Genomic DNA, 25,067 nt, shown 5'->3' with positions numbered 1-25,067 from the left:
CCGGCGCCCACGTACATTAAGTACGCTCCGCTCCGGTTCTCGAAGACCATAGTTCTCGGTGCGGCCTGACCTGAATCTCAACATACCCAGCCGGCATACCATTCAAGCTCTTAGAACCCGAACGAGACCTGCGCCGCCGGCGGCGGGCCGACGCGCACGCCTTCCATGGCCAGCATCTTTTCCTTGGTGGCCGAGCCGCCGGGCGCCGAGAAGCCGCCGATCTTGCCGCCCGCGGCTAGAATCCGATGGCAGGGGATGACCAGCGGCACCGGGTTGGCGCCCAGCGCTGCCCCGGTTTCGCGCGGCAGGCCGGCTTGGCCGGCGCGCTTGGCCAGTTCGCCATAGGTGGTGGTTTCGCCGTAATGCAGTTTCCGCGCCGCGTCGTAGATGGCGAGACGGAAGTCGTCGACGCCGTCGAGATCGACCGGCACGCCGGAGAAATCGACGTCCTCGCCTGTGGCATACGCCTTGATCGAGGCGATCAGCTCGACCACCCATTGCGGCTGCCCAGTGTTCGCAGTCGTATTGGCGGCAGCACCGGCATGCCGCATCAGCCGGCGTTCCACCGCTTCGCGGCTCCTTTCGGGCAGGCAGAGCCGGATCAGGCCCTTTTCGCTCCAGGCGATGCCCATGAAGCCGATCACTGTTTCTAACACTGCGTGGCCGGCTGTGATCGAAGATGCCGTTTCCATGATGCGCTCCTTTCCGCAAAGTGGCGAAAACCGGGATACCGACCGGTACATATGCAGAACAATATGGCATCTGAGCCCGGCTCTCGCCACCCGAAAACCACCAGATGGTCCCGATTGCCCACCAGGAATCGCTGGTGTAAGGACTTCTTAACAACCGACAAATCGGACCCGCGCGGCTTGCCAGCAAAATTCAACCTTTTCGCGATCTGTGTGATCGTCGGCGCAGCTGCCCTCAGCGGCTGCCAATCGACCTCGCAGATGAAGGCTACGCCTGCGCTGACCGAAACCGCGACCGCCGCCGGCAGCGATGCCGGCTTCACCTTGCCGCTGCCCGATACGGTTTCGGTGCTGCCGCAATCCTCGGGCATAACACCCGTTCAGTCGGCCGAAGCGACGCCGGCCACGCCAGCGCTCGATGCCGCTGCGCAGCCGGTTGCCGCGACGGCGGCCTTTGCCGGCGCGACGCCCACGGCCCCGGCCGTGCCTGCGGTGATGGCCGCCAATGCTTGGCAGGCGCCTGCGCCCGCCAAGGCCGGACAGCCGGTCGCGGCGCAATATACGACCGCCAGCCTTGTCATGCCGGCGACCGCCAAGGGCGGCCAGAACGCCATGCCCGGCGTGCAGCAGGTGGCCTATGTCGTGCCGCAGAATCCGGCTTCCCTGGGCCAGTTTCCCGCCGCGCCGCTCGGTCTCCCGGAAGAAGAGCATGCGACCGGCATGCGCGGCGACGTCGACCGGCTGATCCAGAAATACGCTGCTCTCTACGAGGTGCCGGTCGATCTGGTGCGCCACGTCGTCAACCGCGAAAGCACCTACAATCCCAAGGCTTACAATAACGGCCATTGGGGGCTGATGCAGATCAAGCACGCGACGGCGCGCGGCATGGGCTATGACGGGCCGGCCAAGGGCTTGTTCGACGCCGAAACCAATCTGAAATACGCGGTCAAATATCTGCGTGGCGCCTGGGTGGTGGCGGGTGGCAACGCCAAGAAGGCCGATTGGCTCTACCAGACCGGCTATTATTTCGACGCCAAGCGCAAAGGCCTGCTCGAGGCGACCGGCCTCGGTGTCGACCGCAAGCGCCGCCGGCTGCAGCCCGACGCCTGAGCGCGATGCCTGAACCGCGCCCGCCGGCTCCAAACGACATCCGGCTGCGCAAGATCCTCGACGAGACGCTCGTTGCACCGCACTGGCCGGACGGCTTTACCATGCGCTGCTACGAACATGGTGACGCGCAGCCCTTGCATGCGCTTTTGACCGAGGTGTTCGAGGACGGCGCTGACGGCCCGTTCGACGAATGGTGGCCGCGCATATCCAGCGATGCCGAATTCGACCCGGCGCTGTGTTTCCTCGTCATCGACGCCAAGGGACGGCTGGCGGCGGCAGCGCTGTGCTGGACGACGGCCTTCGTCAAGGACCTCGCGGTCCATCCCGAAGCGCGCGGCAAAGGCATTGGCGAAGCGCTGATGTGGCAGGCTTTCAACGCCTTTCGGGATCGGGGCGCGGCCCATGTCGACCTCAAGACCAACACGGTCGAGAACGCCGCCGCGCTCCGGCTCTACGAGCGGCTGGGAATGATGCCTGTCGCCTGGGAAGGGTAAGGGCTTTTTTCTTGCCGCAATTCCCTGGGGAAAACGCTACGCGCTTTTCCCGGGAAAACCGGTTCCCACCTTTCCTGGAATTGCTCGAGCGCTGTTGAAAACCTCCGGATTGTGAACTGCTTCACATTGGCCGCCGCAACCGGATGCTACCTCACCATCCATGCCTTTCGACCGATGGCGGATCGACGACTGGCAGATGTGGGGCGGCTGCACCGGCATGTGTTCAGCCACTCCTTGGCGGGTCCCAGGCGGGGGTTTGGGGCCCGCCAGTCGTTTTACGGCAGCCCTCAGATATCGGGCGCATTGCCGATCTTCTTTTTGAGCTCAAGCGCCCAGGCGCGGCCCTCGTCGCCGCCCCACAGCAGCCAGGCGATATGGCCGGCCGATGGATTGTCTTCATTGCCGTAATTCTTGCCGCGCTTGTCGACCTCGTGGCGGGCGAAGTAGCTGACCATGCGGCGGATAGTGGATGGCGCCAGCTTTTCGCGGTTCTTGAGTTCCGTCGCCCGCGCCACGCCGATCTCGGTGCCGCCCCGGCCGAATTCTCTTCGCAGCCTCAACCCCTTGGCGGCATTGTCGGCCACCACTTGCGGGCAGCGCAGATCGATCTCTTCATCCTCTTGCATGTGTCTCCCCAGCTCCGGAAATCTAACCTGCAGACGCAATACAGGGAAGTGCAACCGGCTCCCAATGCAGCGCCGTCCATTAGGATCAGCGCGCCCTCGGCATCTGCGAGATCCTGTGGAACCTTATGGATTTCACGCCTGAGGGTCGGCCGAACTGGAACGAACAGCTGCAATATGGCGAGGCGTGCTGTCCTGAGGTTTGTCCGCCAGGGGCTCGGGACGGCTCTTCGGCAGATGGTCGCTGACGAATAGTTCTCCGGACGCAACCCTGCCGCCAATGCCGCGTTTGATTAGCCGAGGGAAATTTTCAAATCGGAGACCTCAGATGAAAACGCTTCTCACCATTGCCGCCGTCGCCTTGTTCGCCGGTGCCCCTGCCGCCTTTGCGGCCAACTCGACTGCGGTCGCGCCTGCCATGGCCGCCAGCAAGGTCGACACCCGAACCTTCGTCAAGACGGTGCCTAGCTCCAACGAATTCGAAATCCAGTCGAGCAAGCTCGCCGAGGAGAAATCCAAGGCGGCTGACGTCAGGAAATTCGCCAAGCAGATGGTCAAGGACCACACCAAAGCCGGCAAGGAGTTCAAGGCGGCGCTGAGCCAGGGCCAGACCACCGGTTCGACCAAAGCCGCGGGGCCGGCCCTGCAGCCGAAGGAGCAGGCAATGCTCGACGAGTTGAAGAGCGCAAGCGGCAAGGATTTTGACGCCAAGTACATCCAGATGCAGACGGACGCGCACAAGGAGGCCGTAGCCCTTTTCAGCAGCTATGCCAACTCGGGCGACGACCCGGCGATGAAGGAATTCGCCAAGAAGACGCTGCCGACGCTGCAGATGCACGAGAAGCACGTGAAGGAACTCGCGGCCGCGCATCAGGGTTGAGGGTTGGTGACTGGCCAGCAATAGCATTCTACGGCGCCCCCTCTGTCTTGCCGGAGATGTCCCCCACGAGTGGGGAGATCAGCAGCGTCGGCGCCGTGCTTTTCTAGCGACGGTGAAAATTGGCGAAGGCTGAGGCGACAGCCAATCTCCCTCCTTGTGGGGGGAGATGTCCGGCAGGACAGAGGGGGCGCCGTAGAGTGCGACGGCCGATGCCTGCCGTTGGCAAGGCATTGCGGCAAAGTGGCTCTGTGGCTGCGCCGGCAGTGACATACATTGCCGCCACCAATTCAATGGAGCTCCCATGCCCAAGATCGACCTGTCCACCGTGCCTGTCCGCAAGGGCTCCGGCTACCCCGCACCCTTCGACGCCCCTTGCGCCGAGCGCACACGCCACCGCCTCGGCGATGCCGGCGGCCTCACCGATTTCGGCGTCAACCTGATGACATTGCCATCAGGCGGCTGGTCCAGCCAGCGCCACTGGCACAGCCATGAGGACGAGCTTGTCTATGTGCTGGAAGGCGAACTGGTGCTGGTCGAGGATGGCGGCGAGACGCTGCTCAAGGCCGGCGATTGCGCGACCTTCGCCAAGAACAGCGGCAACGGCCACCACATGATCAACCGCTCGTCCACAACGGCGCGCTATCTCGAGGTCGGGTCGCGCAATCCGGATGATCTCATCACTTGCTCCGACATCGACATGATGAGCCCGAGTTCGGACGGCAGGTTTCTGCACAAGGACGGCATGCCCTATCCGGGGCAGGGGTGACGGCTGGACCATGGTCCGGCGCTGGTGTTCGCTGGGCGGGGGGATAAGCTCCTCACAATCAAAGGTGGCGCAGGCCCCCTCATCCGACCGCTTCGCGGCCACCTTCTCCCCACTGGGGAGAAGAGGGAAGCGCTGGCGCTGACCGGCTCCTCTCCCCTCGGGGAGAGGTCAGCAGCCGAGCGAAGCGGAGGCTGGGTGAGGGGGCCTTGGCGCCAGCTTGGCAAACAAGGGGAAGATCACCATGAAAAAAGAAGTCATCGAAGTGCCCGTGATGTCGGCCAAGGTGCGGGCGCTCGGGCTGCCTTGCTCGACGGCGGTAAGGGCCAACGGCTTCGTGTTCATATCGGCGACGCCGCCGGTGGACATGGTGACCGGCGAGATGGTGCGCGGCGACATCGAGGTGCAGACCGAGGCGTCGCTGAAGGCGTTGAAGCACTGCCTGGAAGCGGCCGGCACCTCGCTGGAAAACGTGGTGATGGTGCGCATCTACGCCGTCAATTCCGGTTTCTACAACGCCATTAACCGGGTCTATTCCAGGTATTTCAGCGTGAACCCTCCGGCGCGGAGTTTCGTGCCGGTGGCGTCATGGCCGATGGAGTTCGATATCGAGATCGAGTGCGTGGCGGTGGGGTAAGGGGTGCGAAAGGCGCACCGACAGAATTGCTCGCGGGAGAGCAAATGCGCCCCACTACACCATGAGCTCCCGCCTGCCCACAGCGGGAACAGGAGTTTAGCAGTCCCCAATCGTCATATGGAATTAAACCTTTTCCAATTCACCAAGCAGTTTCTTTGCTTTATGTATCCTCTCTTGCGTTGATTTATCTTCCTTCCTCTTAATGGTCTCTCTCCATGGGTCGTTCTCAAACCCATTTTTAGACAAGAAATCTGCAGTTGCAGCCAACTCTATAGAAATAGAATCATACCTTGAGAGTGTGTCCAATATAGCCTTTCTTTTACCGTCGGCCCCCTCTTCCTCTATTTTAAGGTCCGACATAAATACAGCGTACTTGGCACCATCCTTCGTTGATTTCCAATCAATGTTAAGATAGCCAAGAGCTTTTGCGTCATCAGTTCCTATGGAAATTTCTTCACTATAAGGCCCATAGTAGTAATATTCAAAAATAGAATCATTCCCGACGCCTAGTTCTTCAAGAAAGTAAGCCGACTTTTGTAATCTTGTCTTTCCAACGATTGATCCGCCGTTCAATGCTACAATCTTTGCGACATAAGAGGCGATGTCACTCATCCTTCCATCCTCCGAATAAGGTCTTCTATTTTTGCTTTTGCTTTCTCATCGCGCACATATACGCGATAGATCGATTTCTCTTGTAATGCCCTTACGACATCTGAGCGGTCGCTAAGATCGTCGGGCCTCGATCCGTCTGCGCGCATGATGTGGATCTTAGAGAGCGCATCAGGAGAGCCGTAACCTCGCCGTTTGTAGGGATTTCTCGACGGTTGATCTTCGAAATTTCAACCTCATCGAAGTCGCCATTCTCTTTCGCCTTAGTCAGCTGAGCGCGAAAGTGGGCAACTGCATTGGCATCGCCGCGACCTTCAAAATGGTCAGAAATGTCGATAGCCTTGTACAATTTTCTGGAGAGCAATCGCTGGGAGAGTTCACTTAAAATGGCATCCTTAGACTCTGCCATGACGGAAAGGCTGCCCCACACAACGAAATCGTCGGCCTTCAGATATGAATCAAGGTCGCGATTCTGGACAAAAGTCAGTATCGGATTTCCTTCACTCAACGCAGTCAACGGGGCGTTTCCTTCAGCACGTAGTGTCCCAACCCTACGTAGGACAGCCGACAGAATTTTCTCGGCTGAGCGAGTCGCTTTATGGAAGTATACAGCAAAATAGAGATGGAACAAACCAAGAACGTACGATTCTGCCGCTTGAAATGCCTTGTGGCCTAAAACCAGGCTATCGACGGTCGAATATGTCTCATCGTCAATGGCAAGGGGGATCGATCCAACCTCCAGATTGGCCAATATCCACGAATAATCAAAGCCGCCATGCTTGGCGCCCGTCATAAGTCGGTCGCGGCGAACGTAGTCCAACCTGTCCGCATCAAATTGACTCGAAACCACTGCGGCGTAGATATCGCCGGGCGTATCGGCGATTAAGAGCTTCGACACGGCTTCTTGAAAATCAACGCCGCGGGATCTGAGGGCACTGCCGACTTCGGTATCTCCCAGGATAATGTCAGAGGTCCATTGCTCGTGCTTCTTAAGCTTCGGGGGGCCTTTCTCTCCTTTACGCTTGGCATTGTCCTTATTAAGAAGCTTTATGGCCTCCTCGAATGCATGGCTGAACGGACCATGTCCCAGGTCGTGAACTAATGAGGCGGCTAGAGCGATCTCAGCCTTCTCGGGTTCAAATTTTTCGCCAATTCTATCCGAGATTAATGTTACAAGCTCGCGCGCAGTGTGAAATACTCCAATACTGTGGGCGAAGCGGGTGTGAGTTGCGCCGGGGTAGACAAGCTCCGAAAAGCCAAGCTGTTTCACGCGCCGGAGACGCTGGAATTCTCTTGTGTCGATCAAATTCCAAAGAAATTGATCGAACTCACCTATGCCAAACTCGATGAGATCGTGTAGGGGATCTCGAATTCGTTGAGTTTTGGGCATAGCGCGGCGAATCACCCGGAGGCATTTCAGCAGAACATAACAAAGACGCGGAGAAAGTTAAAACTTATAAAATATTTACTTTCATGGCCGCTGGGACCAGGACTTAGTCTGATGCCGTCAGGCGAAATACTCCTGCAACGGCCTGACCTCGAGGCTCCCCGCCTTCAGCGCCGCAATCGCCTCGGCCACCGCCGCCGCCCCCGACAGCGTGGTGTAATACGGCACTTTCTGCATCAGCGTCGCCCTGCGCAGCGACTTCGAGTCCGACACCGCTTTCTGGCCGTCCGTCGTGTTGAAGACGATCTGAACCTGGCGGTTGCGAATGGCGTCTTCGATGTGGGGGCGGCCTTCCAGGACCTTGTTGATCTTCTGCGCGTCGACGCCGTGTTCGGCGAGGAAGCGGGCGGTTCCCGATGTGGCGAGCACCTTGAAACCCTGGCCGGCGAGGCGCTTGACCGCCGGCAGGATGCCGGCCTTGTCCTCGTCGCGCACCGAGACGAACAGCGTGCCGGAGCGGGGGAGATCAACGCCGGCGCCGAGCTGGCTCTTGGCGAAGGCCAGCGCAAAGTCGCGGTCGAGGCCCATGACCTCGCCGGTCGAGCGCATTTCCGGGCCGAGCAATATGTCGACGCCGGGGAAGCGGGCGAAGGGGAAGACGGCTTCCTTGACCGCGATGTGGCCGGGGTTTCTCGGATCGGGCATGGCGCCGTAGTGGGCGAAGGCGTCTTCCAGCTTTTCGCCGGCCATGATGCGGGCGGCGATCTTGGCGATCGGCCGGCCGATGGTCTTGGCGACGAAGGGCACGGTGCGCGATGCCCGCGGGTTGACCTCCAGCACATAGACCGTGCCGTCCTTGATCGCATACTGCACGTTCATCAGCCCGCCGACATTGAGCGCGCGGGCGAGCGCCGCTGTCTGGCGCTCCAATTCGTCGACAAGCTCCGAGGGCAACGAGTGCACCGGCAGCGAACAGGCGCTGTCGCCCGAATGAATGCCTGCCTCCTCGATGTGCTCGAGAATGCCGGAGACGAAGGTCGACTTGCCGTCGCACAGGCAATCGACATCGACCTCGATAGCGCCCGAGAGATAGGTGTCGAACAGCAGCGGGTTCTTGCCCAGCAGCGTGTTGATCTGGCCGGTCTTGTCGTTGGGGTATTTCTGCTTGATGTCCTCCGGCACCAGGCCGGGCACGGTGTCGAGCAGGTAGCTCTGCAGCATGCCCTCGTCATGGATGATCTGCATGGCGCGGCCGCCGAGCACATAGGAGGGGCGCACCACCAGCGGGAAGCCGAGTTCGCCGGCCACAAGGCGGGCCTGCTCGACAGAATAGGCGATGCCGTTCTTCGGCTGGCTGAGGTTGAGCTTGTGAAGCAGCTTCTGGAAGCGGTCGCGGTCTTCGGCGAGATCGATCATGTCGGGTGACGTGCCGAGGATCGGGATGCCGGCCTTCTCCAGCGCGTCGGCCAGCTTCAGCGGCGTCTGGCCGCCGAACTGGACGATGACGCCGACCAGTTCGCCCGAGGCCTGTTCGGCGCGCAGGATCTCCAGCACGTCCTCCGCCGTCAGCGGTTCGAAGTACAGCCGGTCGGAGGTGTCGTAGTCGGTCGAAACCGTCTCCGGGTTGCAGTTGATCATGATCGCTTCATAGCCGGCGTCGCGCAGGGCGAAGGCGGCATGGCAGCAGCAATAGTCGAACTCGATGCCCTGCCCGATGCGGTTCGGACCGCCTCCGAGGATGACGACTTTTTTTCGCGACGACACTTGCGCTTCATTGGCCAGCGCGCCGGCGAAGGGCACTTCATAGGTCGAGTACATGTAGGCGGTGGGCGAGGCGAACTCGGCGGCGCACGTGTCGATGCGCTTATAAACCGGATGAACGTCGAGCTTTTCACGAATCTTCGCAATCACTTCGGCGTCGTTCTTCGTCAGCGAGGCGAGGCGGGCATCGGAGAAGCCCATCGCCTTCAGCATGCGCAGATTGACGGCGTCCTGCGGGATGCCGTGCTCGCGGATGCGGGCTTCCATGGATACGATGCCGGCGATCTGTTCGAGGAACCACGGGTCGATCTTGCACATTGCGTGCACGTCTTCCAGCGAGGTGCCCATGCGGATCGCCTGCGCCACCATGCGCAGCCGGTCGGGCGTCGGCGTGCCGAGTGCGGCGCGAATGGCGTTGCGGTCGTCGGCGTGGTTGGCAGCTACGGCGCCGTGGCCGAGGCCGGGGATCTCGATTTCGTCGAGACCAGTCAGGCCGGTTTCCAGCCCACGCAGCGCCTTTTGCAAGGACTCCTGGAACGTGCGGCCGATGGCCATGACTTCACCGACCGACTTCATGGCGGTGGTCAGCACCGGCTCCGCGCCGGGGAATTTCTCGAAGGCAAAGCGCGGGATTTTTGTGACGACGTAATCGATGCTTGGCTCGAAGGAGGCGGGCGTGGCGCCGCCGGTGATGTCGTTCTCCAGCTCGTCCAGCGTGTAGCCGACGGCGAGCTTGGCCGCGATCTTGGCGATCGGGAAGCCGGTCGCCTTCGAAGCCAAAGCGGAACTGCGCGAGACGCGCGGGTTCATCTCGATGACGACCAGCCGACCATCGGCCGGGTTGACGGCGAACTGCACGTTGGAGCCGCCGGTCTCGACGCCGATCTCGCGCAGCACCGCGATCGAGGCGTTGCGCATCATCTGGTATTCCTTGTCGGTCAAGGTCAGCGCGGGGGCAACGGTGATCGAGTCACCGGTGTGTACGCCCATCGGGTCGATGTTCTCGATCGAGCAGACGATGATGCAATTGTCCGCCTTGTCGCGGACGACCTCCATCTCATACTCCTTCCAGCCGAGCACGCTTTCCTCGATCAGCACTTCGGTGGTCGGCGAGGCGTCGAGCCCGGACTGGACGATGTCGTAGAATTCGGCGCGGTTGTAGGCGATGCCGCCGCCGGTGCCGCCCATGGTGAAGGACGGGCGGATGATGGCGGGCAGGCCGACATGGTCGAGCGCCTGGGCGGCAATCGCCATGCCATGGCTGATGTAGCGCTGCTTGCGGTCGCCTTCGCCGAGGTTCCAGCGGGTTTCCAGCGCGTCGAGCGCGGCATCGAGGTCGGCAGGCGCCTCGGCCTTGACGGCGGCGCGCTCGGCCTCATGGGTCTTGCGGTCGGCGTTCTTGACGTCGGTGGCATTGGCCAGCATCGACTTCGGCGTTTCCAGGCCGATCTTCTTCATCGCCTCGCGAAACAGCGCCCGGTCCTCAGCCTTGTCGATCGCCGTGGCGTCGGCGCCGATCATCTCGACATTGTAGCGCTCGAGCACGCCCATGCGGCGCAGCGACAGAGCGGTATTGAGCGCGGTCTGGCCGCCCATGGTCGGCAGCAGCGCGTCGGGCCGCTCCTTGGCGATGATCTTGGCGACGACTTCAGGCGTGATCGGCTCGATATAGGTGGCGTCGGCCAGTTCCGGGTCGGTCATTATGGTGGCCGGGTTGGAATTGACCAGGATGACGCGAAAGCCCTCTTCCTTCAGCGCCTTGCAGGCCTGTGTGCCGGAATAATCGAACTCACAGGCCTGGCCGATGACGATGGGGCCGGCCCCGATGATCAGGATCGACTTGATGTCGGTGCGTCTTGGCATCGTTGTGAGTTCCGTTCGGCGAGCGGCTTGCACGAAAAACCGGGACGGGAAGACCCGGCCGGTTGTGCTTGCGATTCTGGTATCAGGCTAGGAGGGCCTTATAGGGAAGAGTTTTGGGAGATGTAACCCCGAAAATGAGGCTAGGCAGTAGGGATTAGGCAGTAGGGATCAGGCAGTGGGGATTAGGCAGGAGCGAGGTTAAGGCGCCTATTGCCCATTCCCTACTGCCTGACACCTAATCCCCCAGCGCGAGCTGATCCGTAATCTCAAACCGCTCGGATACCCCGACGCGGATCATGTTGAGGCTGCCTTCCCTTGTGAAGCGGAAGTCCTTGCCCAAATCCGAGTTGGCCGGCATGCCGGCAGAGAAGGAGATGACGCGGGTGCCGCCGTCGGGCCAGGTCACGGTGATGTCTGCCTTGTCGGCGCCATTGTGGACGATGTTGACGGCGCAGCGGGTCATCGGTTGTCCGACATAGCGGGCGCAGGGGATCTCGGCGGTGGCGCCGAGGGCGGGCGGGGGTTCCAGCCGTGCAACGGTTTGCGTAGCGGTCGCAGCTTTGGCCTGGTCTGGCCGTGGCGTCGGGGATAGTACCCCCGGCGCGGACGCTGTATCCGGCGCTGCTCCCGCAGACGCGGCGGCGGCGAGTTCCGGCGTCCCTGTGGCCTCCGTTGCCGGAGCCTCCGTCGCAGGGATTTCATCCGTCGGCGGACTTTCATTCGCTGCGAAGGCAAGGCCGTAAGCATCCTGCATGGCGGTCCTGCCGATCTCGGCGGCGGACTTCGGCGCGCCTGGATTCGTGCCGCCAAGGCGCTCCGTCAGGTCGAGTGGAGCCGGCGCGGGTGCAGCCGGGGTGGGTGGAGCCTGAGTGGGTGCAGCCGGAGCGGCAGAGGCGGCAGGTGCAGTCGTCCGGGGCGCTGCGGCCACGTCGGCCGGCTGCGTCGGCATGTCGGGCGCGAGCGTCGGGCCGCCGGCTTCAGCGCTGGCGGTCACCTGGGGCGGCGCGGCCTCAACTTCGACCACGGTCGGATTGTCGGGGATAAGATAGCGCGCGGGCGCCCAGCCTTTGACCAGTGGATTGTCAATCTCCTCGACCTTGCACCAGCGGTGGCCGTCCACTTCGTTGCAGCCGAAATTCCTGACGCTCGAGCCGATCGGCAGACGCGCTTGGGTTCTGCCGACCGGCGACGGCGTGGCGCGGATGTTGAGGAGATCGCCTGGGCCGAGCTCGGTCACTATGGAAACGATGTCGGCAGGCGCGTCCTCGGCATTGGCCGGCAAGCTCACCAACAACGGGCCCACCACCAACGGACCCGCCAACAACCGGGCTGCCCGCAGGAGCGGAGCGCCAGTCACTCGATGCAAAATGGTTCGGATTGTGCGCCTCATCATTTGGCCGTGCGCCGATTACCCTTGCGGCAGCAGTCCTGCCGTATGCCAAGGCGGTTTTATAAGGGACGATACGCGGCCATGTAAGTCTGAAAATGCGTCCGATGTTTGGTGCCGCGAGGCGGAAGCAGGGCGCAGCCGTGCGGTCAAGCGGAGCCTTGCCAAGAGGGTTTGGGCATGAAGCCGGTCCTCAGCGCATGCGCCCATTCCGGTCGGCCCGCCTGTGCGGCCTGTCTCGCCGCCGCTTCGTGGTCGTAGTCGACGGCGATGGTCTCAAAACGGTCTGGACCATCGCCATCCAAGGTGAGGATGCCGTAGCGCGCATGCGGGCTGCCTTGCTCCGAAACATGCGCCGGGGGCGTGTCATCTTCATAGGCGGGGGCGCCGACGCTGCCGGGATTGAAGAGCAAGGGGCCGCCGGGGATACGGACCAGTTCCGCGCGGTGGCTGTGGCCGCACAGCACGATGCGGCAGGCCGCGTCCAGCGCCTGCAACCGCCGCTGAATAGCGGCAAGCGGCGCGCGCACCAGTTGGCCATCGACGATCGCGTCGAGCAGGTATTTCTCGTCATGGTCGGGCCGCGCATGGAAAGCGACCACGCCGGGAACAATCTCCAGCGTGAAGGGCAGGGCGAGCAGGGCTTCGCGCTGCGCTGATGTCAGCCGTTCCTGCGCATAGCGGTCTGAAGCCCACATCATATCGTCGGCCGGATCGACCGCGACGCGGCGGTCATGGTTGCCGCGCACCGTCGGCAGGTCGAGCGCTTCGAGCCGCTCGAATGTCTCGCGCGGCCAGAGCGGGCCGGAGACACAGTCGCCAAGGTTGACGGTGAGATCGGCGCCGCCGCGCCGCGCTAGATCGGCGAGCACGGCATCCAGCGCCAGCACATTGCCATGGATGTCGGCGAGAACGGCAATGCGCATGCGGCGGGCTCCTTGGTGCAGCCCGTTGAGGCTTGCGGCCCGTCTTCGTTATCAAGCCCCTGCCTTCATTATCAAGCCCTTGAGATCGTTCGAGACAGCCGGGAGCCCCGCCTATCGCGGAAGCACTCCATCTGCTAGCGTCCACGCCGCTCCAGAGTTCATCCGGGGGAGGACAGGCGATGACCCGCGACCAGATGGTTGCCCACCTTCGCGCCGCCAATGACGTCGCGCGCGAGACTGCCGCGCACGGGCACCATCCTTTCGGCTGCGTGCTCGTCGGCCCCGACGATCGCATCCTGATGCGGCAAGGCAACATCAACACCGTGCGCCACGCCGAAACCGAGCTCTCCCGGCGTGCCGCCGACACCTATCCGCCGGATTTCCTCTGGTCTTGCACGCTGGTCACAACCGGCGAGCCCTGTGCGATGTGCACGGGAACGCTGTACTGGGCGAATATCGGCCGGCTGGTCTACGGCTTCGAGGAAACCAAGCTTCTCGCGCTGACCGGCAATCACGCAGAGAACCCGACGATGAACCTCTCGTCGCGCACAGTCCTCGGCTCCGGGCAGAAGCCGGTCGAGGTCCACGGCCCTTTCCCCGAGATGGACGAGGAACTCCTCGCCCCGCATATCGGTTTTTGGCAGCGCTAGGAGCGGCCTGACTTCGGCACCAGCTACGCCGGAATTTCGATGTCGTGGCCGCCGACGATGGGTAGAGCCGGGTCATCTCCGGCCGCCGCAATCACGCTGTCGAGCAGGCCGGGGAAGCGGGCGTCGAGGTCGGCGCGGCGCAGCGTGATCATCCGGTTGGTGCCGGCCACTTCGGCGCGGGTGACGCCGGCCTCGCGCAGTTTGGCCAGGTGATAGCTGAGATTGGTCTTGGAGCCGAGGTCGAGGAACCGGCTGCAGTTCAGCGGCACGCCTTCCTTGCTGGCGAGATAGCGCACGATGGCGAGCCGGGTCGGGTCGCCAAGGACGCCGAGCACAACCGGCAGGCTGATCTGGTCTGTATTGGGGTGCGGCAAAGTCATGGCCCGAAACTAAGCACAGTCGGTGGCGATTTCAACGCGTCGATCTTTCGCGGGCATGCACAGTCCGTTTCGCGATTGGCCCAACGGCTGTCCTGACACAGGGATGTCAGCAGGCTTCAGCTATTTTCACCTGGCTTCATTGACATCATGTCCTGTTATGTCCAATTGTTCAATAAGTTTTGAACTAAGGACACGCCCTATGGACAAGCGCCTCTTTTGGCTTGCGCTCGGATCGTTCACGATCTCGACCGAAGGCTTCGTCATCTCCAGCCTGCTGCCTGACATCGCCACCGACGCCCGCATTTCCATTCCGCTCGCCGGCACGCTGATCACCGCCTTCGCGCTGGCTTACGCCATCGGCACGCCGATCCTGGCAACGCTGACCGGCGAATGGGACCGGCGCCGCGTCATCTTGTGGACGCTGGCGTTCTTCGTCATCGGCAATGTGGTGGCGGCGCTGAGCTCGTCCTTCGAACTGCTGCTCATTGCCCGCATCATCATGGCGCTGTCGTCAGGCTTGTTTGCCGCGACCGCTCAAGGCACGGCGGTGGCGCTGGTCGATGACCACCACCGGGCGCGGGCCATTGCCGTCGTCGTCGGCGGAACCACGGTGGCGGTTGCGCTCGGTGCACCGCTCGGCGCGCTGGTTGCCACGATAGCCGGCTGGCGCGGGACCTTCTTTGCCATTGCCGGGCTCGGCGCGCTGGTCGGCGCCATCCTGTGGTACCGGCTGCCGCGCGGCATTGTCGGTACCAAGCTGCCGCTCAGGCGGCGGCTGGCTGCGGCGCTGCGCCCCGGCGTCATGCCGATCCTGCTGACCACCGCTCTTGCCCTGATCGGCGCCTTCTCGGTGTTTTCCTATATCGCGCCGCTGGCCATCCAGAGCGGCGGCCTCAGCCCGATTGCGCTGCCCGGCATGCTGCTCGCCTTCGGTGTCGGCGCCGTCATCGGCAACATAGCCGGCGGCCAGGCGGCCGACCGTTTTGGTGCGACGCGCACCGTCGGCTGGTCTCTGGCGCTGAGCGCCGTCATGCTGGTGATGCTCTCGGTCATCCCGACCTTCCTGCCGCAGCATCTCGCCGGGCCGGCATTGATGGCCATGATGGTGCCGTGGGGCATGGTCGGCTGGGCATTTCCGCCGGCGCAGGCCAGCCGCATCATCAAGCTGGCGCCCGACGCCGCCCCGATCGTGCTGTCGCTCAACGCTTCGGCCCTCTATCTCGGCGTGGCGCTGGGTGCTGTGGTCGGCGGCGCCGTGCTGCGCTACGGCGTGCCGGCCGATCTCGGCCTGGTCGCCGCCATCTTCCCGCTGATCGGGCTTGGCGTGGTGCTGGCCGGCCGCTGGGCGGCCCGGCCGGTCGCCATGCCGGCCGAATAGATCTTTGCAAAGGACCGGCGGCCGCTCTTTCAGCTTGAAGGGGCGGCCGCCGGCACGTCGTACTCCAGCGCCGCGACTTCATCCAGCATAGCGCGCAGATCTGCCGCTCGCTGCTGGCCGACCAGCGCCTCGAAGCGCTGCTGGGCAATGGTCCACAATTTCGTCGTCTCCTCGAGCTTGGCCTGGCCTTGCGGCGTCAGCCGCACCCGCTTGACGCGGCGGTCGTCCTTGTCGGCGAAGGTGTCGACATAGCCGTCGCGGATCAGCGGCTTCAGCGTATGGCCGAGCGCCGACAGGTCCATGACCATCGCTTCGGCTATCGTGCCCATCGCCGGCTCGTTGCTGACATGGATCTGGTAGAGCAGGCCGTACTGTGTGCCCTTCAGACCCGAAGGCGAGATTACATCGTCATAAAAGCGGCCGAGCTTGCGCGCGGCGCGCCGCAGCGTGGCGTTGTTGCAAAGGCTGAATCCCGGCAGCGCGGTCTTGCTCATCACGACTCCTTGCCGGCAAAACCGCTGCCGGCCTGTCGCAGAAATAGTTTCTGCCGCCTCCGTTGACAAGATGGTGGTATATGCCTACTTCCCGGAAAGTGGTATATGCCACTAATTGGAGATCAGGGCGGGACAAGGGTTCATCGACCTGTCTCGCCGGGCAGAAAAAAGGAACAGGACAATGAGTGGACAGGACAACAAGGGTACCGCAGTCGTCACCGGCGCATCGGCCGGCATCGGCGCGGTCTATGCCGACCGGCTGGCCGGGCAAGGCTACGATCTGGTGCTGGTAGCGCGGCGCGCCGACCGGCTGGAGGAACTGGCTGAAAAGCTGCGATATGCTTACAAGCGCAAGGTCAGCGTGATATCAGCCGATCTTGCCGACGACAATGATGTGCGCCGCGTCGAGCAGGCGATCGCAGCCGACGACAGCGTCACGCTGCTGGTCAACAATGCCGGCATTGGTGGCCAGGCCGTGGTGGCAACGGCCGACGCCGACGAGGCCGAGCGCATGATCAAGGTCAACGTCATCGCCTTGACCCGCCTGACCCGCGCCGTTCTGCCGGGGCTTCTTGCGCGCAACCGCGGCGCCATCGTCAACATCGCCTCTGTGCTCGCCTATGATACCTCGTTCGGCGGCATCTACAGCGGCACCAAGGCCTATGTCGTCAACTTCACCGAGGCCCTGCACCGCGAAGTCGCCGGCACCAATGTGAAGGTCCAGGCGGTGCTGCCGGGCGCGACCCGCACCGATTTCTGGGAGCTCGCCGGTGGCGATATCGACAATCTGCCGAAGGAGATCATCATGTCCGCCGACGATATGGTCGATGCCGCGCTTGTGGGCCTATCCAGGGGCGAAGCCGTCACCGTGCCGGCACTTGCCGATGCGACCAAGCTCGACGCCTTCCTCGGCGCAAGGCAAGTCTTCTACGGCAGCCTGCACGCCGACAAGCCTGCTGCCCGCTACGCGGTCTGAGGAGAGAGCTGGTTCGCTTCGCGAACCAGGACCCCCACCCCGCTCACTTCGTTCGCGGCCCTCCCCACAAGGGGGAGGGTAAAGTGCGCGCTCCCCTACCTCCCCTTTGTGGGGAGGTCGGACCGCAGGTCCGGGTGGGGGTACTGGCGCCGACCTCTGCGTTTACGCTCCCCGCCACATAGGTATGATCGATGCAGCCAGCACCAGCGCCAGCACGATGTTGAGCGCGCGCCATTGCCATTCGGTCTCGAGCAGCCGTGCCAGCACCATGCCCGCCACGCACCAGATCGACAGCGAGACGGCTGCAGTGAGGCCGAAGGTCGAGCCGAGCAGCAGCGCGAGTTGTCCCGGCCCGTCGGCAAGGGCCGCGAACGAGGCCGCCGCCCCCAGTCCCATCGCCCAGCCCTTCGGGTTCATCCATTGAATGCCGGCGCCGCCGAAGAAGCTGTTGGGTTTTGCCATCGCCACATCGAGATTGGGCGGCCCGGCGCGGCCGATCTTGATTGCCAGCCAGATGAGATAGAGCGAGCCGATGATTTTCATCGCCAGTTGCAGCGAAGGCATGGCCAGCAGCAGACCGGCGAGCCCGGCGGCGGCAGCAGCGGTCACGGTGGCGAGACCGGCGGCGCTGCCGACCAATAGGGGAACGGAACGGCGAAAACCGAACTGTGCACCTGAGGCAGTCGACAGGGTGGTGGCGATGCCGGGCGTGACGGTGGCCACGAAGGCAAACAGGATGAGCGGAAAGATGGGCTGCAACATGAGGCGTCCTTCATCAAAAGCCCAATGGTAGACTTCCGCATACTTCAGTAAATGCAATGTTTGCGATGGTTGGCATTAGCAGATATAATGCCATCCATGATCCGCAACCTCGACACAGCGCTGATCCGCACCTTCGTCACTGTCGCCGACAAGGCCAGCATGACGGCGGCGGCGAACGCGCTGCATCTGACGCAAGGCGCCGTAAGCCAGCAGATCAAGCGGCTGGAAGAAGCGCTCGGCTGCAGCCTGTTCGAGCGCGACCGGCGTGGCTTGCGGCTGACGCGGCCCGGCGAGCGGCTGTTCGGCAAGGGCAAACGGTTGCTTGGCCTCAATGACGAGATCTGGGCCGAGATGGCGGGCACCGAGGTCGCCGGCCAGGTGCGGCTCGGTGTTCCCTATGACCTTGTCGGCACTTTGCTGGCGCCGGTGCTGAAGGCCTATGCCGAGACCTATCCGCAGGTCGAGATTTCACTGCTCTGTGCGGCTTCGCCGGACCTTGCCGCGGCCCTCGCGGCCGGCACCATCGACCTTGCCGTCATCGAGGAACGGGTCGGCCCGTCGGCCGGTGAGTGCCTGGCCATTGACCGGCTGGTCTGGGTGGGGGCCAAGGGCGGCGTCGCCCGCGCCAAGCGGCCGCTGCCGGTGTCGATCGTCGCCGACACCTGCGCCTTCCGCCCGGTGGTGCTGTCGGCGCTGAACGAGCACGGGCTGGAATGGCGCACCGTGTTCGAGAACGGCAACATCGACGCGACGACCGCGACAGTGCGCTCCGACCTTGCCGTCACCGCCTGGCTGGCCTCCACCGTGCCTGCCGATCTTGACATCCTGGCTTTTGATGCCGGGCTGCCGCCGCTGCCGAATTTTTCCATCAATCTGCATTTGCCGAAGTACGGCACGGCGCCGGCAGCGCAGGAGTTCGCGCGGTATATCCGGGGTGGGTTGGCACGGCGGGCTGTGGCGGCTTGACAGAACTTGCATTTCCTCTCCCCCGTCGATCGGGGGAGAGGAAAGGTGCCAAGCCTGTCCCTGTTACTTCCAGTTCTTACGCCGCTCGAGCTCGGCCTCTGACGGCTTCTGCGTAGCGAACGACCCGACCTTGACCTCACCCCCGCGTTCGTAGGTCGCCATGATGACGCCTGTGGTAGTGGCCTGCGACTTGACCAGCTTGAAAGCGGCGGGCATCGCACCACCATCGAACAGCCGCTTGCCCTTGCCCAGCAGCAGCGGGAAGATCATCAACCGGATCTCGTCGATCAGACCGTTGGCGAGCAAAGTCTGGATCAGCTCGCTCGAACCCTGGATGAGCAGGTCAGCTCCATCTTCCTTTTTGAGGTTGCGCAACGTGGCGACGATATCGTCCCCAAGCCATTGCGTGTTCTCCCAGGTCAGGCTGTCCGGCCGATGCGTGGCCACATATTTGGTCGCAGGGTTGAAGACGTCTCCGATCGGATCTTTCTGGTAAGGCCAGTACGCGGCGAAGATGTCGTAGGTTCTGCGGCCGAGCAGCAGGGCGAAGGGTTTGGAGAACATTTCCTCCATGGCCACCCCCGCCACCTCGTCGAAGTAGTGGAACGTCCAGCCGCCGAATTCGAAGCCGCCAACCGGGTCTTCTTCCGGGCCGCCTGGCGCCTGCATGACGCCGTCGAGGCTGACGAAGGTGGAAGCGATGATCTTTCGCATTGGATTTTCCTTTTCCAGGATCCGCGCCGTCAGGGCCGGATTTCGATCTAAGGACGGACAGGCCGGCGGCCGCCCGACAGGCGTTGGCAGAAAAACGCTGCCGGCCGACAAGGGTACCTACCGCCGTCGCCCGCCGCCAAGCGCCTGCGACGAAAACCAGACGTCGCCGATGATGGCGGTGGCGGTTCGGTCCGGCGCCCTGTCTGACGTCAGCCAGATCGAACGGCTGCGCGCGGCCTTCTGGAGGTCGGGGATTTTGGCCGCCGAACCGGCGACCGAGGCGCCGACGCAGGGGATGAACCACGAGCGCATGAAGGGGTCGCAGGCAAAACCTTGTTTGGTGCGGGTCACCATCACGGCCAGGCCGACGCTCTGGGACGGGCGCCAGGGAAAGATCATGCGGCCACCGGGTTTCAGCGCCCGCAGCCAGGCAGCCGGCGGTGCGACGACACCGGCATTGACATAGATGATGTCGGACGGCGGCAGATCGCCGGTGACGGCATCGCCGTGGACGACGCTTACATTGCCGTAGGTCTCGAGATTCTTTGTCGCTCTGGCAGCAAGATCGCCCTCCATTTCGAAGGCGGTCACCGGGCCGGGCGCAACCAGCCGCGCCAGCAAGGCGGTGTAGTAGCCTGTGCCGGCGCCGACATGGGTGACGGCCTCGTCCGGTCTGGGGGCGATCCTGCCGATCCACATGGCGTGCAGGGAGGGTTCGCCATTGTTGATGCCCTTGTCGGCATCGAGCGCCACCAGTACGTCCTGATAGATGTGAACAGGATCGGCGCTCGGCGTCATGATCTTGCCGTTGCCGGTGGTGAGCGCCCTGCCGGCGACGACCGCCCAGGGTCCAGGACCGAGAAAGGCCTCGCGCGGCACGGTGGCGAACGCCTCTTCGAGGCGCGGATCGGCCGAGCCGGCATTGGCCGCCATCAGTTGCGCGTAAAATTTCCTGGCGTCTTCGACACTTGTCATGATGGCGATCAAGATAGCGCAAGCGGCCGGTTTGTCGCGGTCGGGAATGAAACTCAGCCGACGCCGAAGACGGTGTCGTAGAGCAGCTTGAAGTTGAGCACCAGGATGACCGCCGCGACGACCCAGGCGAGGGCCGCCACGCCGCGGGGAATGGCAAGGTTGCCCATCTTCTTCTTGTCGGAGACGAACTGCACCAGCGGGATGACTGCGAAGGGCAGCTGCATCGACAGCACCACCTGGCTGAAGACCAGCAACTGGCCGGTGCCCTTTTCACCATAGAGCGCGGTGACGACCACCACCGGGACGATGGCGATGCCGCGCGTCAGCAGCCGGCGCGCCCATTGCGGAATGCGCAGGCGCAAAAAGCCTTCCATGACGATCTGGCCGGCAAGCGTAGCCGTAACCGTCGAGTTGAGGCCGGAGGCCAGCAGCGCCACCGCAAACAGGATGGAGGCGATGCCGAGGCCAAGCAGTGGCGACAAGAGCTCGAAGGCCTGGCCGATCTCGGCGACATCCTGATGGCCGGTGCCATGGAAGGCCACCGCCGAGACGATCAGGATCGAGGCGTTGACGAACAGCGCCAGGACGAGCGCGATGGTCGAGTCCGTCGTCGCCCATTTAATGGCGTCGCGCTTGCCTTTTTCGGTCCGTTCATAGGCGCGTGTCTGTACGATCGAGGAGTGCAGGTAGAGATTGTGCGGCATCACCGTGGCGCCGATGATGCCGATGGCGATGTAGAGCATCGCCGGATTGGTGACGATCTCCGTCGACGGCACGAACATCGAATGCAGGATCGAGCCGACCGGAGGGGCAGCGGCAAAGATCTGGATGGCGAAACAGCCGAAGATGATGATCAAAAGCGCGATGACGAAGGCTTCGAGATAGCGGAAACCCTTGTTCATCAAGAGCAGCACGATGAAGGCGTCGAGCGCCGTCAGCAACGCGCCGCCGATCAGCGGAATGCCGAACAGAAGCTGCAGCGCGATCGCCGTGCCGATCACCTCGGCGAGGTCGCAGGCGATGATGGCGAGTTCGCAGGCGATCCACAGCACGAAACTGACGGGACGCGGATAATAGGCGCGGCAGGCCTGGGCGAGGTCGCGGCCGGTGGCGATGCCAAGCCGGGCGGCAAGCGCCTGCAGCAGGATCGCCATCAGGTTGGACAGCATGATGATGAACAATAGCGTGTAGCCGAACTGGGCGCCGCCGGCGAGGTCGGTGGCCCAGTTGCCCGGATCCATATAGCCGACCGAGACCATGTAGCCCGGTCCCATGAAGGCGAACAGGCGACGGAACCAGACGCCGGACTGCGGCACCGCGATCGTGGAGTTCACCTCGCGCAGGCTGGGAGGATTGTCCTCCGGCCTGTCAAATCGCCAGGATGATCCCAAGGTAGCGTCAGCTTCGGACATGGAGGGCTTTCCACTGGGTGGATCGGTTGACGTCATCCTATCTATGCCAGGGCTCAACATTATGCAATAGGCTATATTTCATTGTATGTGCTTCCTGTTGCGCCGACCGGCAGGCCGGCAGGGGATCGCAAACGCCGGTTGCGCCTACCATGGAATGGAAATAAACGGCTGGAACAGTTAAGCCCGTGCTATGAATGGCAAAGGGCGATTGCTTTGCCCAAAGCCGATTCTTGTCAAAAGATAGGAAGGAGCGCGTGTTGGCGCTGAAGCACAGACCGGTTGGACGCGAGGAGCCGCTGCCTGACGCCGAGATTCATTCGAAAGGGTTCCGGCAGCAGCGCGAAGCGCGCCGCGGCGCGCTGGTCGAGGATTATGTCGAGCTGATCGCCGACCTGATCGAGGACGGCAATGAGGCGCGTCAGGTCGATATTGCTGCGCGGCTGGGTGTCGCCCAGCCGACGGTGGCCAAGATGCTGACCAGGCTGTGCGCCGACGGGCTCGTTTCCAGAAAACCCTATCGCGGTGTGTTCCTGACCGACGCCGGGCGCAAGGTGGCGGAAGAGAGCCGCATCCGCCACCAGACGGTAGAAGCGTTTTTGCGTTCGCTCGGTGTCAGCGCCGAGACGGCGCGCATCGATGCCGAGGGCATCGAGCATCATGTCAGCGCCGAGACGCTGGAAGCCTTTCGCAAGGCGATGATCGCGCCGCGCTGAGGGGTGCCGGGGCCGCACCACTGGAACCTCCGCACGTCAGGCTCGTTGCTCCTGACGTTGCGCGTGGTTGTCGCGCGCCAAGGAGGAAAACATGGGCGTCGAACAGGCACCGACCGCGAAGGGCAAGCAGGCGGCCGAGGGTTTGAGGCAGGCAGCGGCAAAGGACGAACGCAAGACCGAGGTCGAAACCGGCCATGCGCTGAAAAAGGGCGCCGCGCGTTTCGAGGAACGCTCCAAAAGCTCGGACGGCAAAAGCGCCGGCACCAAGCAGAAGATCTGAGTTCTGTTCGCAAGCGGCAACCTGCCGCTCATTCCTCGGTGTCCTGCACCCAACTGCGCGGATGGCCGTCGACGCGGAACTGGAATATGAAATAGGGCGGAATGCAGGAGCCCTTGCCAGGCTTGGCTGCGGCCAGATCGTCGTAGCCGGCGGTGCAGATATAGTCCTCGCGGCAGGGATGCGCCTTGTCGCAGGCGCGCAGGCCGGCGGTCTTGGTGAATTCCTTGGTGCAGAATTTGTGGTCCTTGCCCGACGCGATGCAGTCGTTGAAACCGGTCTTGGCGAGGCGGCCGCAAGTCGCCTCGTCGGGAAGCTTGTCGCAGCTTGCCTTGCGCAGCATGCCCCCGGGAAAGCCACCGGTCTTCTGCTCGGGGTTGTCGTAGCGTTGGCGCGCCGCGCCATAGCCGGCGAGCTTGATTACCGGTTTCTTGTCGCGCGCCGGATCGATGGCGCAGGCTTTTGCGGTGGCCGGCGACAGGCGGCAATATTTGTCGCTGCCCCAGCTCGACATCTTAATCTCGCCGAACTCGACGGGGTCGCCGACTGCGGTGGCCGCCTCGCTGACGCAGGTGCCGAAGCCCGGATGGATGTCGCTTTCATGGACGCCGGCGCAGCGCAGGCTTTCGCCGCAGCTCCAGTCCTTGAAGCTGGCATCCTTGCCGCTGTAGCAGATCGAGCCCCAGCCATTGTAGAGATCAGTGCCTTTCAGCGCTTCGGCGAGTTTGGCGTCCGGACGGGCGGCGAAGCCGCGTGAGAAATCCGGATGGCCGCCGGCGGCGAAGTCCTCGACGATGGCGCGGCGGCGAGGCAGGTCGGCGAAGAACACCGCCGAGCCGGGGACGAAGACGGCGTTGCGGCGCGGCTCGCTGGCCGGATCGGCGCCGGTGTAATGGAAGCCGGCAACGCCGTGCGTCTGGTGGCAGCCGGTGCAGGTCATTTCGTTGAGACGCAGATTGAAGCCGGCCACCGATTTCACGCTGCGCAGCTCGTTGCCCTTGGCGACATAGTCCTGCAGTGCCTTGTCGATGTCGGCATCGTCGAGCAGCCCATAGGCGATGTTGTTTTGCGATCTGGCCATGCCGCCGGGTGCGACCGAGACGGCGCTGGTCGCCAGGAATTTGTCGTCGATGACCAGCCGGCCGCGGTCGAGATCGTAGATGTTGCGGTCGGTGAGCAGCCATTTGGCGAAGGCCGGCCGGTCGGCCAGAACCACTTTCCGGTCGATCTGGTTCTCCATCTTCGATTCCTGGAAGGTGGACGTCGTTGGGTCCCATTTGAAAATCTTGAGGAGATATTCGGCGTGGCCACCGAAGTCGCGGCGGCTCGAGGCCGACAGCCGGAGAACCTGCATGTTCAGCTCAAGCCGCATGATCTGCGACGAATTCAGCATGGCGTTGGAGAGCGGCCCTTCGTCGGAGCGCAGCCAGGCTGCCAGTTGCTCGGGCGCAAGGTTCTTCTGGCCGGCGGCGAGCCAGCGCTTGGCGATTTCGGCACAGGAAACGGCGGTGGCGCTTGGACGGTCTCTCGAAGCGCGGGGGCGAGCCTCGCCGGGCCTGGCGTTGAAGACCAGACCCATGGTCAGCGGCAGCCGCGACGAGATGCGTTGCGCTGTCTTTCCCTTCGTGGGCTTCTCCGCCACCGAATAGTGGAAGCGGTAGATCAGCCTGATCTCGCCGCATTCGGTGTGGCCGAGATAGCCGCGGTCCATGCGGTTGACGACGCCGGTCAGGTCGAGCGTCGAGCCGTCATCGTCGATGTATTTCGGGTTGAATTTCTGGCTGGTGTCCTTCGACTTGACCATGGCCGCGACGTAAGGATCGGGGCTATTGGCAGGCTCGTCGGCGATCTCCTGCTTGACGGCGTTGCGCACAGGGGTCAGCGCGCGCACCGAAAACAGGCCCCGATTGTCGACCTCGCGCGTGAGACCCAGCGCCGGGCCGAGCAGGCGGCTGATCGAGAGGCCGCCACGCTCAAGCGCCTGCAATGTCTCGGGATCGGTTACGGCGACGCTGGAATCGAGCGTCACGGCGCGCGCCGGCGACGGGCCGAGGCATAGCACCACCGCCAGCAGCAGAAATCGACCGATCGTCCGCAAGTCCCCGACACCCCCGTTCGAACCGGATGCTACAGCGCGCATGCCGCCTCGACCAGAGTGCGAACACGATGCCGCTGCCACGAAAAATACTGTGACTTGGCGCAACCATTGCGATAATTGTCTGTTGGGTCGGACTGGGCCAC

The 25,067-nt window shown here is 63.2% G+C and carries 25 protein-coding genes; 11 read left to right on the top strand and 14 right to left on the bottom strand.

Features of this window, described 5'->3' with window-relative positions; all coding sequences use genetic code 11:
- Nucleotides 1–110: 110 nt before the first annotated feature.
- Nucleotides 111–692, bottom strand: coding sequence for a methylated-DNA--[protein]-cysteine S-methyltransferase (locus NLY36_RS07830; RefSeq protein WP_023695753.1), 582 nt, complete (start codon nt 690–692; stop codon nt 111–113).
- Nucleotides 693–869: 177 nt separating this feature from the next.
- Between NLY36_RS07830 and NLY36_RS07825 the strand changes: the two genes are divergently transcribed.
- Entirely contained in the window at nt 870–1,799 is a 930-nt protein-coding gene (locus NLY36_RS07825) for a lytic transglycosylase domain-containing protein (RefSeq protein ID WP_023734960.1), read from the top strand.
- Nucleotides 1,800–1,804: 5 nt separating this feature from the next.
- Entirely contained in the window at nt 1,805–2,293 is a 489-nt protein-coding gene (locus NLY36_RS07820; protein WP_023697060.1) for a GNAT family N-acetyltransferase, read from the top strand.
- Between the two features lie 287 nt (nt 2,294–2,580).
- Here NLY36_RS07820 and NLY36_RS07815 read toward each other — a convergent pair whose 3' ends face one another.
- Nucleotides 2,581–2,919 carry a hypothetical protein gene (locus tag NLY36_RS07815; protein ID WP_023697061.1) on the bottom strand — a complete coding sequence of 113 codons (339 nt, stop codon included), beginning with the start codon at nt 2,917–2,919 and terminating at the stop codon, nt 2,581–2,583.
- Nucleotides 2,920–3,244: 325 nt separating this feature from the next.
- Between NLY36_RS07815 and NLY36_RS07810 the strand changes: the two genes are divergently transcribed.
- The 3 genes from NLY36_RS07810 (at nt 3,245) to NLY36_RS07800 (ending at nt 5,196) form a co-directional block, all read left to right on the top strand.
- Nucleotides 3,245–3,796, top strand: a complete 552-nt coding sequence (locus tag NLY36_RS07810) for a DUF4142 domain-containing protein (protein WP_023734959.1) — start codon at nt 3,245–3,247, stop codon at nt 3,794–3,796.
- Between the two features lie 301 nt (nt 3,797–4,097).
- Nucleotides 4,098–4,562: a cupin domain-containing protein gene (locus NLY36_RS07805; RefSeq protein ID WP_023672418.1), complete on the top strand. Its 465-nt coding sequence runs from the start codon at nt 4,098–4,100 to the stop codon at nt 4,560–4,562.
- 241 nt (nt 4,563–4,803) lie between these two features.
- Nucleotides 4,804–5,196 carry a Rid family hydrolase gene (locus NLY36_RS07800; RefSeq protein ID WP_023697062.1) on the top strand — a complete coding sequence of 131 codons (393 nt, stop codon included), beginning with the start codon at nt 4,804–4,806 and terminating at the stop codon, nt 5,194–5,196.
- A 123-nt stretch (nt 5,197–5,319) separates the two neighbouring features.
- On the opposite strand, the gene NLY36_RS07795 is transcribed toward NLY36_RS07800, so the two are convergent.
- The 5 genes from NLY36_RS07795 to NLY36_RS07775 all read right to left on the bottom strand — a co-directional run bounded on the left by NLY36_RS07795 (nt 5,320) and on the right by NLY36_RS07775 (nt 13,129).
- Nucleotides 5,320–5,808, bottom strand: a complete 489-nt coding sequence (locus tag NLY36_RS07795; protein WP_023697063.1) for a hypothetical protein — start codon at nt 5,806–5,808, stop codon at nt 5,320–5,322.
- Between the two features lie 91 nt (nt 5,809–5,899).
- Nucleotides 5,900–7,195: an HD domain-containing protein gene (locus tag NLY36_RS07790; protein ID WP_023734958.1), complete on the bottom strand. Its 1,296-nt coding sequence runs from the start codon at nt 7,193–7,195 to the stop codon at nt 5,900–5,902.
- A 117-nt stretch (nt 7,196–7,312) separates the two neighbouring features.
- On the bottom strand, nt 7,313–10,816 hold the full coding sequence (gene carB, locus NLY36_RS07785; protein WP_023697065.1) for a carbamoyl-phosphate synthase large subunit: 3,504 nt from the start codon (nt 10,814–10,816) through the stop codon (nt 7,313–7,315).
- 235 nt (nt 10,817–11,051) lie between these two features.
- Nucleotides 11,052–12,110: an SH3 domain-containing protein gene (locus NLY36_RS07780; protein WP_286461799.1), complete on the bottom strand. Its 1,059-nt coding sequence runs from the start codon at nt 12,108–12,110 to the stop codon at nt 11,052–11,054.
- Between the two features lie 242 nt (nt 12,111–12,352).
- On the bottom strand, nt 12,353–13,129 hold the full coding sequence (locus NLY36_RS07775) for a metallophosphoesterase family protein (RefSeq protein WP_023697067.1): 777 nt from the start codon (nt 13,127–13,129) through the stop codon (nt 12,353–12,355).
- 179 nt (nt 13,130–13,308) lie between these two features.
- On the opposite strand from NLY36_RS07775, the gene NLY36_RS07770 reads away from it, so the two are divergent.
- Nucleotides 13,309–13,779, top strand: a complete 471-nt coding sequence (locus NLY36_RS07770) for a nucleoside deaminase (RefSeq protein ID WP_023672423.1) — start codon at nt 13,309–13,311, stop codon at nt 13,777–13,779.
- Nucleotides 13,780–13,802: 23 nt separating this feature from the next.
- Here the strand turns inward: NLY36_RS07770 and NLY36_RS07765 are convergent, their stop codons facing one another.
- Nucleotides 13,803–14,159, bottom strand: coding sequence for an ArsR/SmtB family transcription factor (locus NLY36_RS07765; protein ID WP_023672424.1), 357 nt, complete (start codon nt 14,157–14,159; stop codon nt 13,803–13,805).
- 199 nt (nt 14,160–14,358) lie between these two features.
- On the opposite strand from NLY36_RS07765, the gene NLY36_RS07760 reads away from it, so the two are divergent.
- Nucleotides 14,359–15,537, top strand: coding sequence for an MFS transporter (locus NLY36_RS07760; protein WP_023683782.1), 1,179 nt, complete (start codon nt 14,359–14,361; stop codon nt 15,535–15,537).
- A 29-nt stretch (nt 15,538–15,566) separates the two neighbouring features.
- Here NLY36_RS07760 and NLY36_RS07755 read toward each other — a convergent pair whose 3' ends face one another.
- Nucleotides 15,567–16,031, bottom strand: coding sequence for a MarR family winged helix-turn-helix transcriptional regulator (locus NLY36_RS07755; RefSeq protein ID WP_023689742.1), 465 nt, complete (start codon nt 16,029–16,031; stop codon nt 15,567–15,569).
- Nucleotides 16,032–16,212: 181 nt separating this feature from the next.
- On the opposite strand from NLY36_RS07755, the gene NLY36_RS07750 reads away from it, so the two are divergent.
- On the top strand, nt 16,213–17,007 hold the full coding sequence (locus NLY36_RS07750) for an SDR family NAD(P)-dependent oxidoreductase (protein WP_023689743.1): 795 nt from the start codon (nt 16,213–16,215) through the stop codon (nt 17,005–17,007).
- Nucleotides 17,008–17,169: 162 nt separating this feature from the next.
- On the opposite strand, the gene NLY36_RS07745 is transcribed toward NLY36_RS07750, so the two are convergent.
- Complete coding sequence (locus NLY36_RS07745) at nt 17,170–17,769, bottom strand: LysE family translocator (RefSeq protein WP_023689744.1); 600 nt, start codon at nt 17,767–17,769, stop codon at nt 17,170–17,172.
- Between the two features lie 87 nt (nt 17,770–17,856).
- Between NLY36_RS07745 and NLY36_RS07740 the strand changes: the two genes are divergently transcribed.
- Nucleotides 17,857–18,735, top strand: coding sequence for a LysR family transcriptional regulator (locus tag NLY36_RS07740; protein ID WP_444848984.1), 879 nt, complete (start codon nt 17,857–17,859; stop codon nt 18,733–18,735).
- Between the two features lie 63 nt (nt 18,736–18,798).
- Here the strand turns inward: NLY36_RS07740 and NLY36_RS07735 are convergent, their stop codons facing one another.
- The 3 genes from NLY36_RS07735 to NLY36_RS07725 form a co-directional block, all read right to left on the bottom strand.
- Nucleotides 18,799–19,449: a dihydrofolate reductase family protein gene (locus tag NLY36_RS07735; protein WP_023697069.1), complete on the bottom strand. Its 651-nt coding sequence runs from the start codon at nt 19,447–19,449 to the stop codon at nt 18,799–18,801.
- Between the two features lie 117 nt (nt 19,450–19,566).
- Nucleotides 19,567–20,424, bottom strand: a complete 858-nt coding sequence (locus NLY36_RS07730) for a protein-L-isoaspartate O-methyltransferase family protein (protein ID WP_023697070.1) — start codon at nt 20,422–20,424, stop codon at nt 19,567–19,569.
- A gap of 53 nt (nt 20,425–20,477) precedes the next feature.
- Nucleotides 20,478–21,836, bottom strand: a complete 1,359-nt coding sequence (locus tag NLY36_RS07725; protein WP_023697071.1) for an Nramp family divalent metal transporter — start codon at nt 21,834–21,836, stop codon at nt 20,478–20,480.
- 257 nt (nt 21,837–22,093) lie between these two features.
- Here NLY36_RS07725 and mntR point away from each other — a divergent pair, with 257 nt between their 5' ends.
- Together mntR and NLY36_RS07715 are read left to right on the top strand one after the other, a co-directional pair.
- Nucleotides 22,094–22,549, top strand: coding sequence for a manganese-binding transcriptional regulator MntR (gene mntR, locus NLY36_RS07720; protein ID WP_023672433.1), 456 nt, complete (start codon nt 22,094–22,096; stop codon nt 22,547–22,549).
- A gap of 91 nt (nt 22,550–22,640) precedes the next feature.
- Nucleotides 22,641–22,829 carry a hypothetical protein gene (locus NLY36_RS07715; RefSeq protein WP_023672434.1) on the top strand — a complete coding sequence of 63 codons (189 nt, stop codon included), beginning with the start codon at nt 22,641–22,643 and terminating at the stop codon, nt 22,827–22,829.
- Between the two features lie 28 nt (nt 22,830–22,857).
- Here NLY36_RS07715 and NLY36_RS07710 read toward each other — a convergent pair whose 3' ends face one another.
- The gene (locus NLY36_RS07710; RefSeq protein ID WP_031249009.1) at nt 22,858–24,924 is read right to left on the bottom strand and encodes a hypothetical protein; all 2,067 of its coding nucleotides are present in this window, start codon (nt 24,922–24,924) and stop codon (nt 22,858–22,860) included.
- Nucleotides 24,925–25,067 lie beyond the last annotated feature (143 nt).

This window comes from Mesorhizobium sp. C399B (assembly GCF_030323185.1).
In the GTDB taxonomy this organism is placed as follows: Bacteria; Pseudomonadota; Alphaproteobacteria; order Rhizobiales; family Rhizobiaceae; genus Mesorhizobium.
Note: the sequence above shows the minus strand (reverse complement) of the source record. Positions and strands in the feature narration are given on the sequence as shown.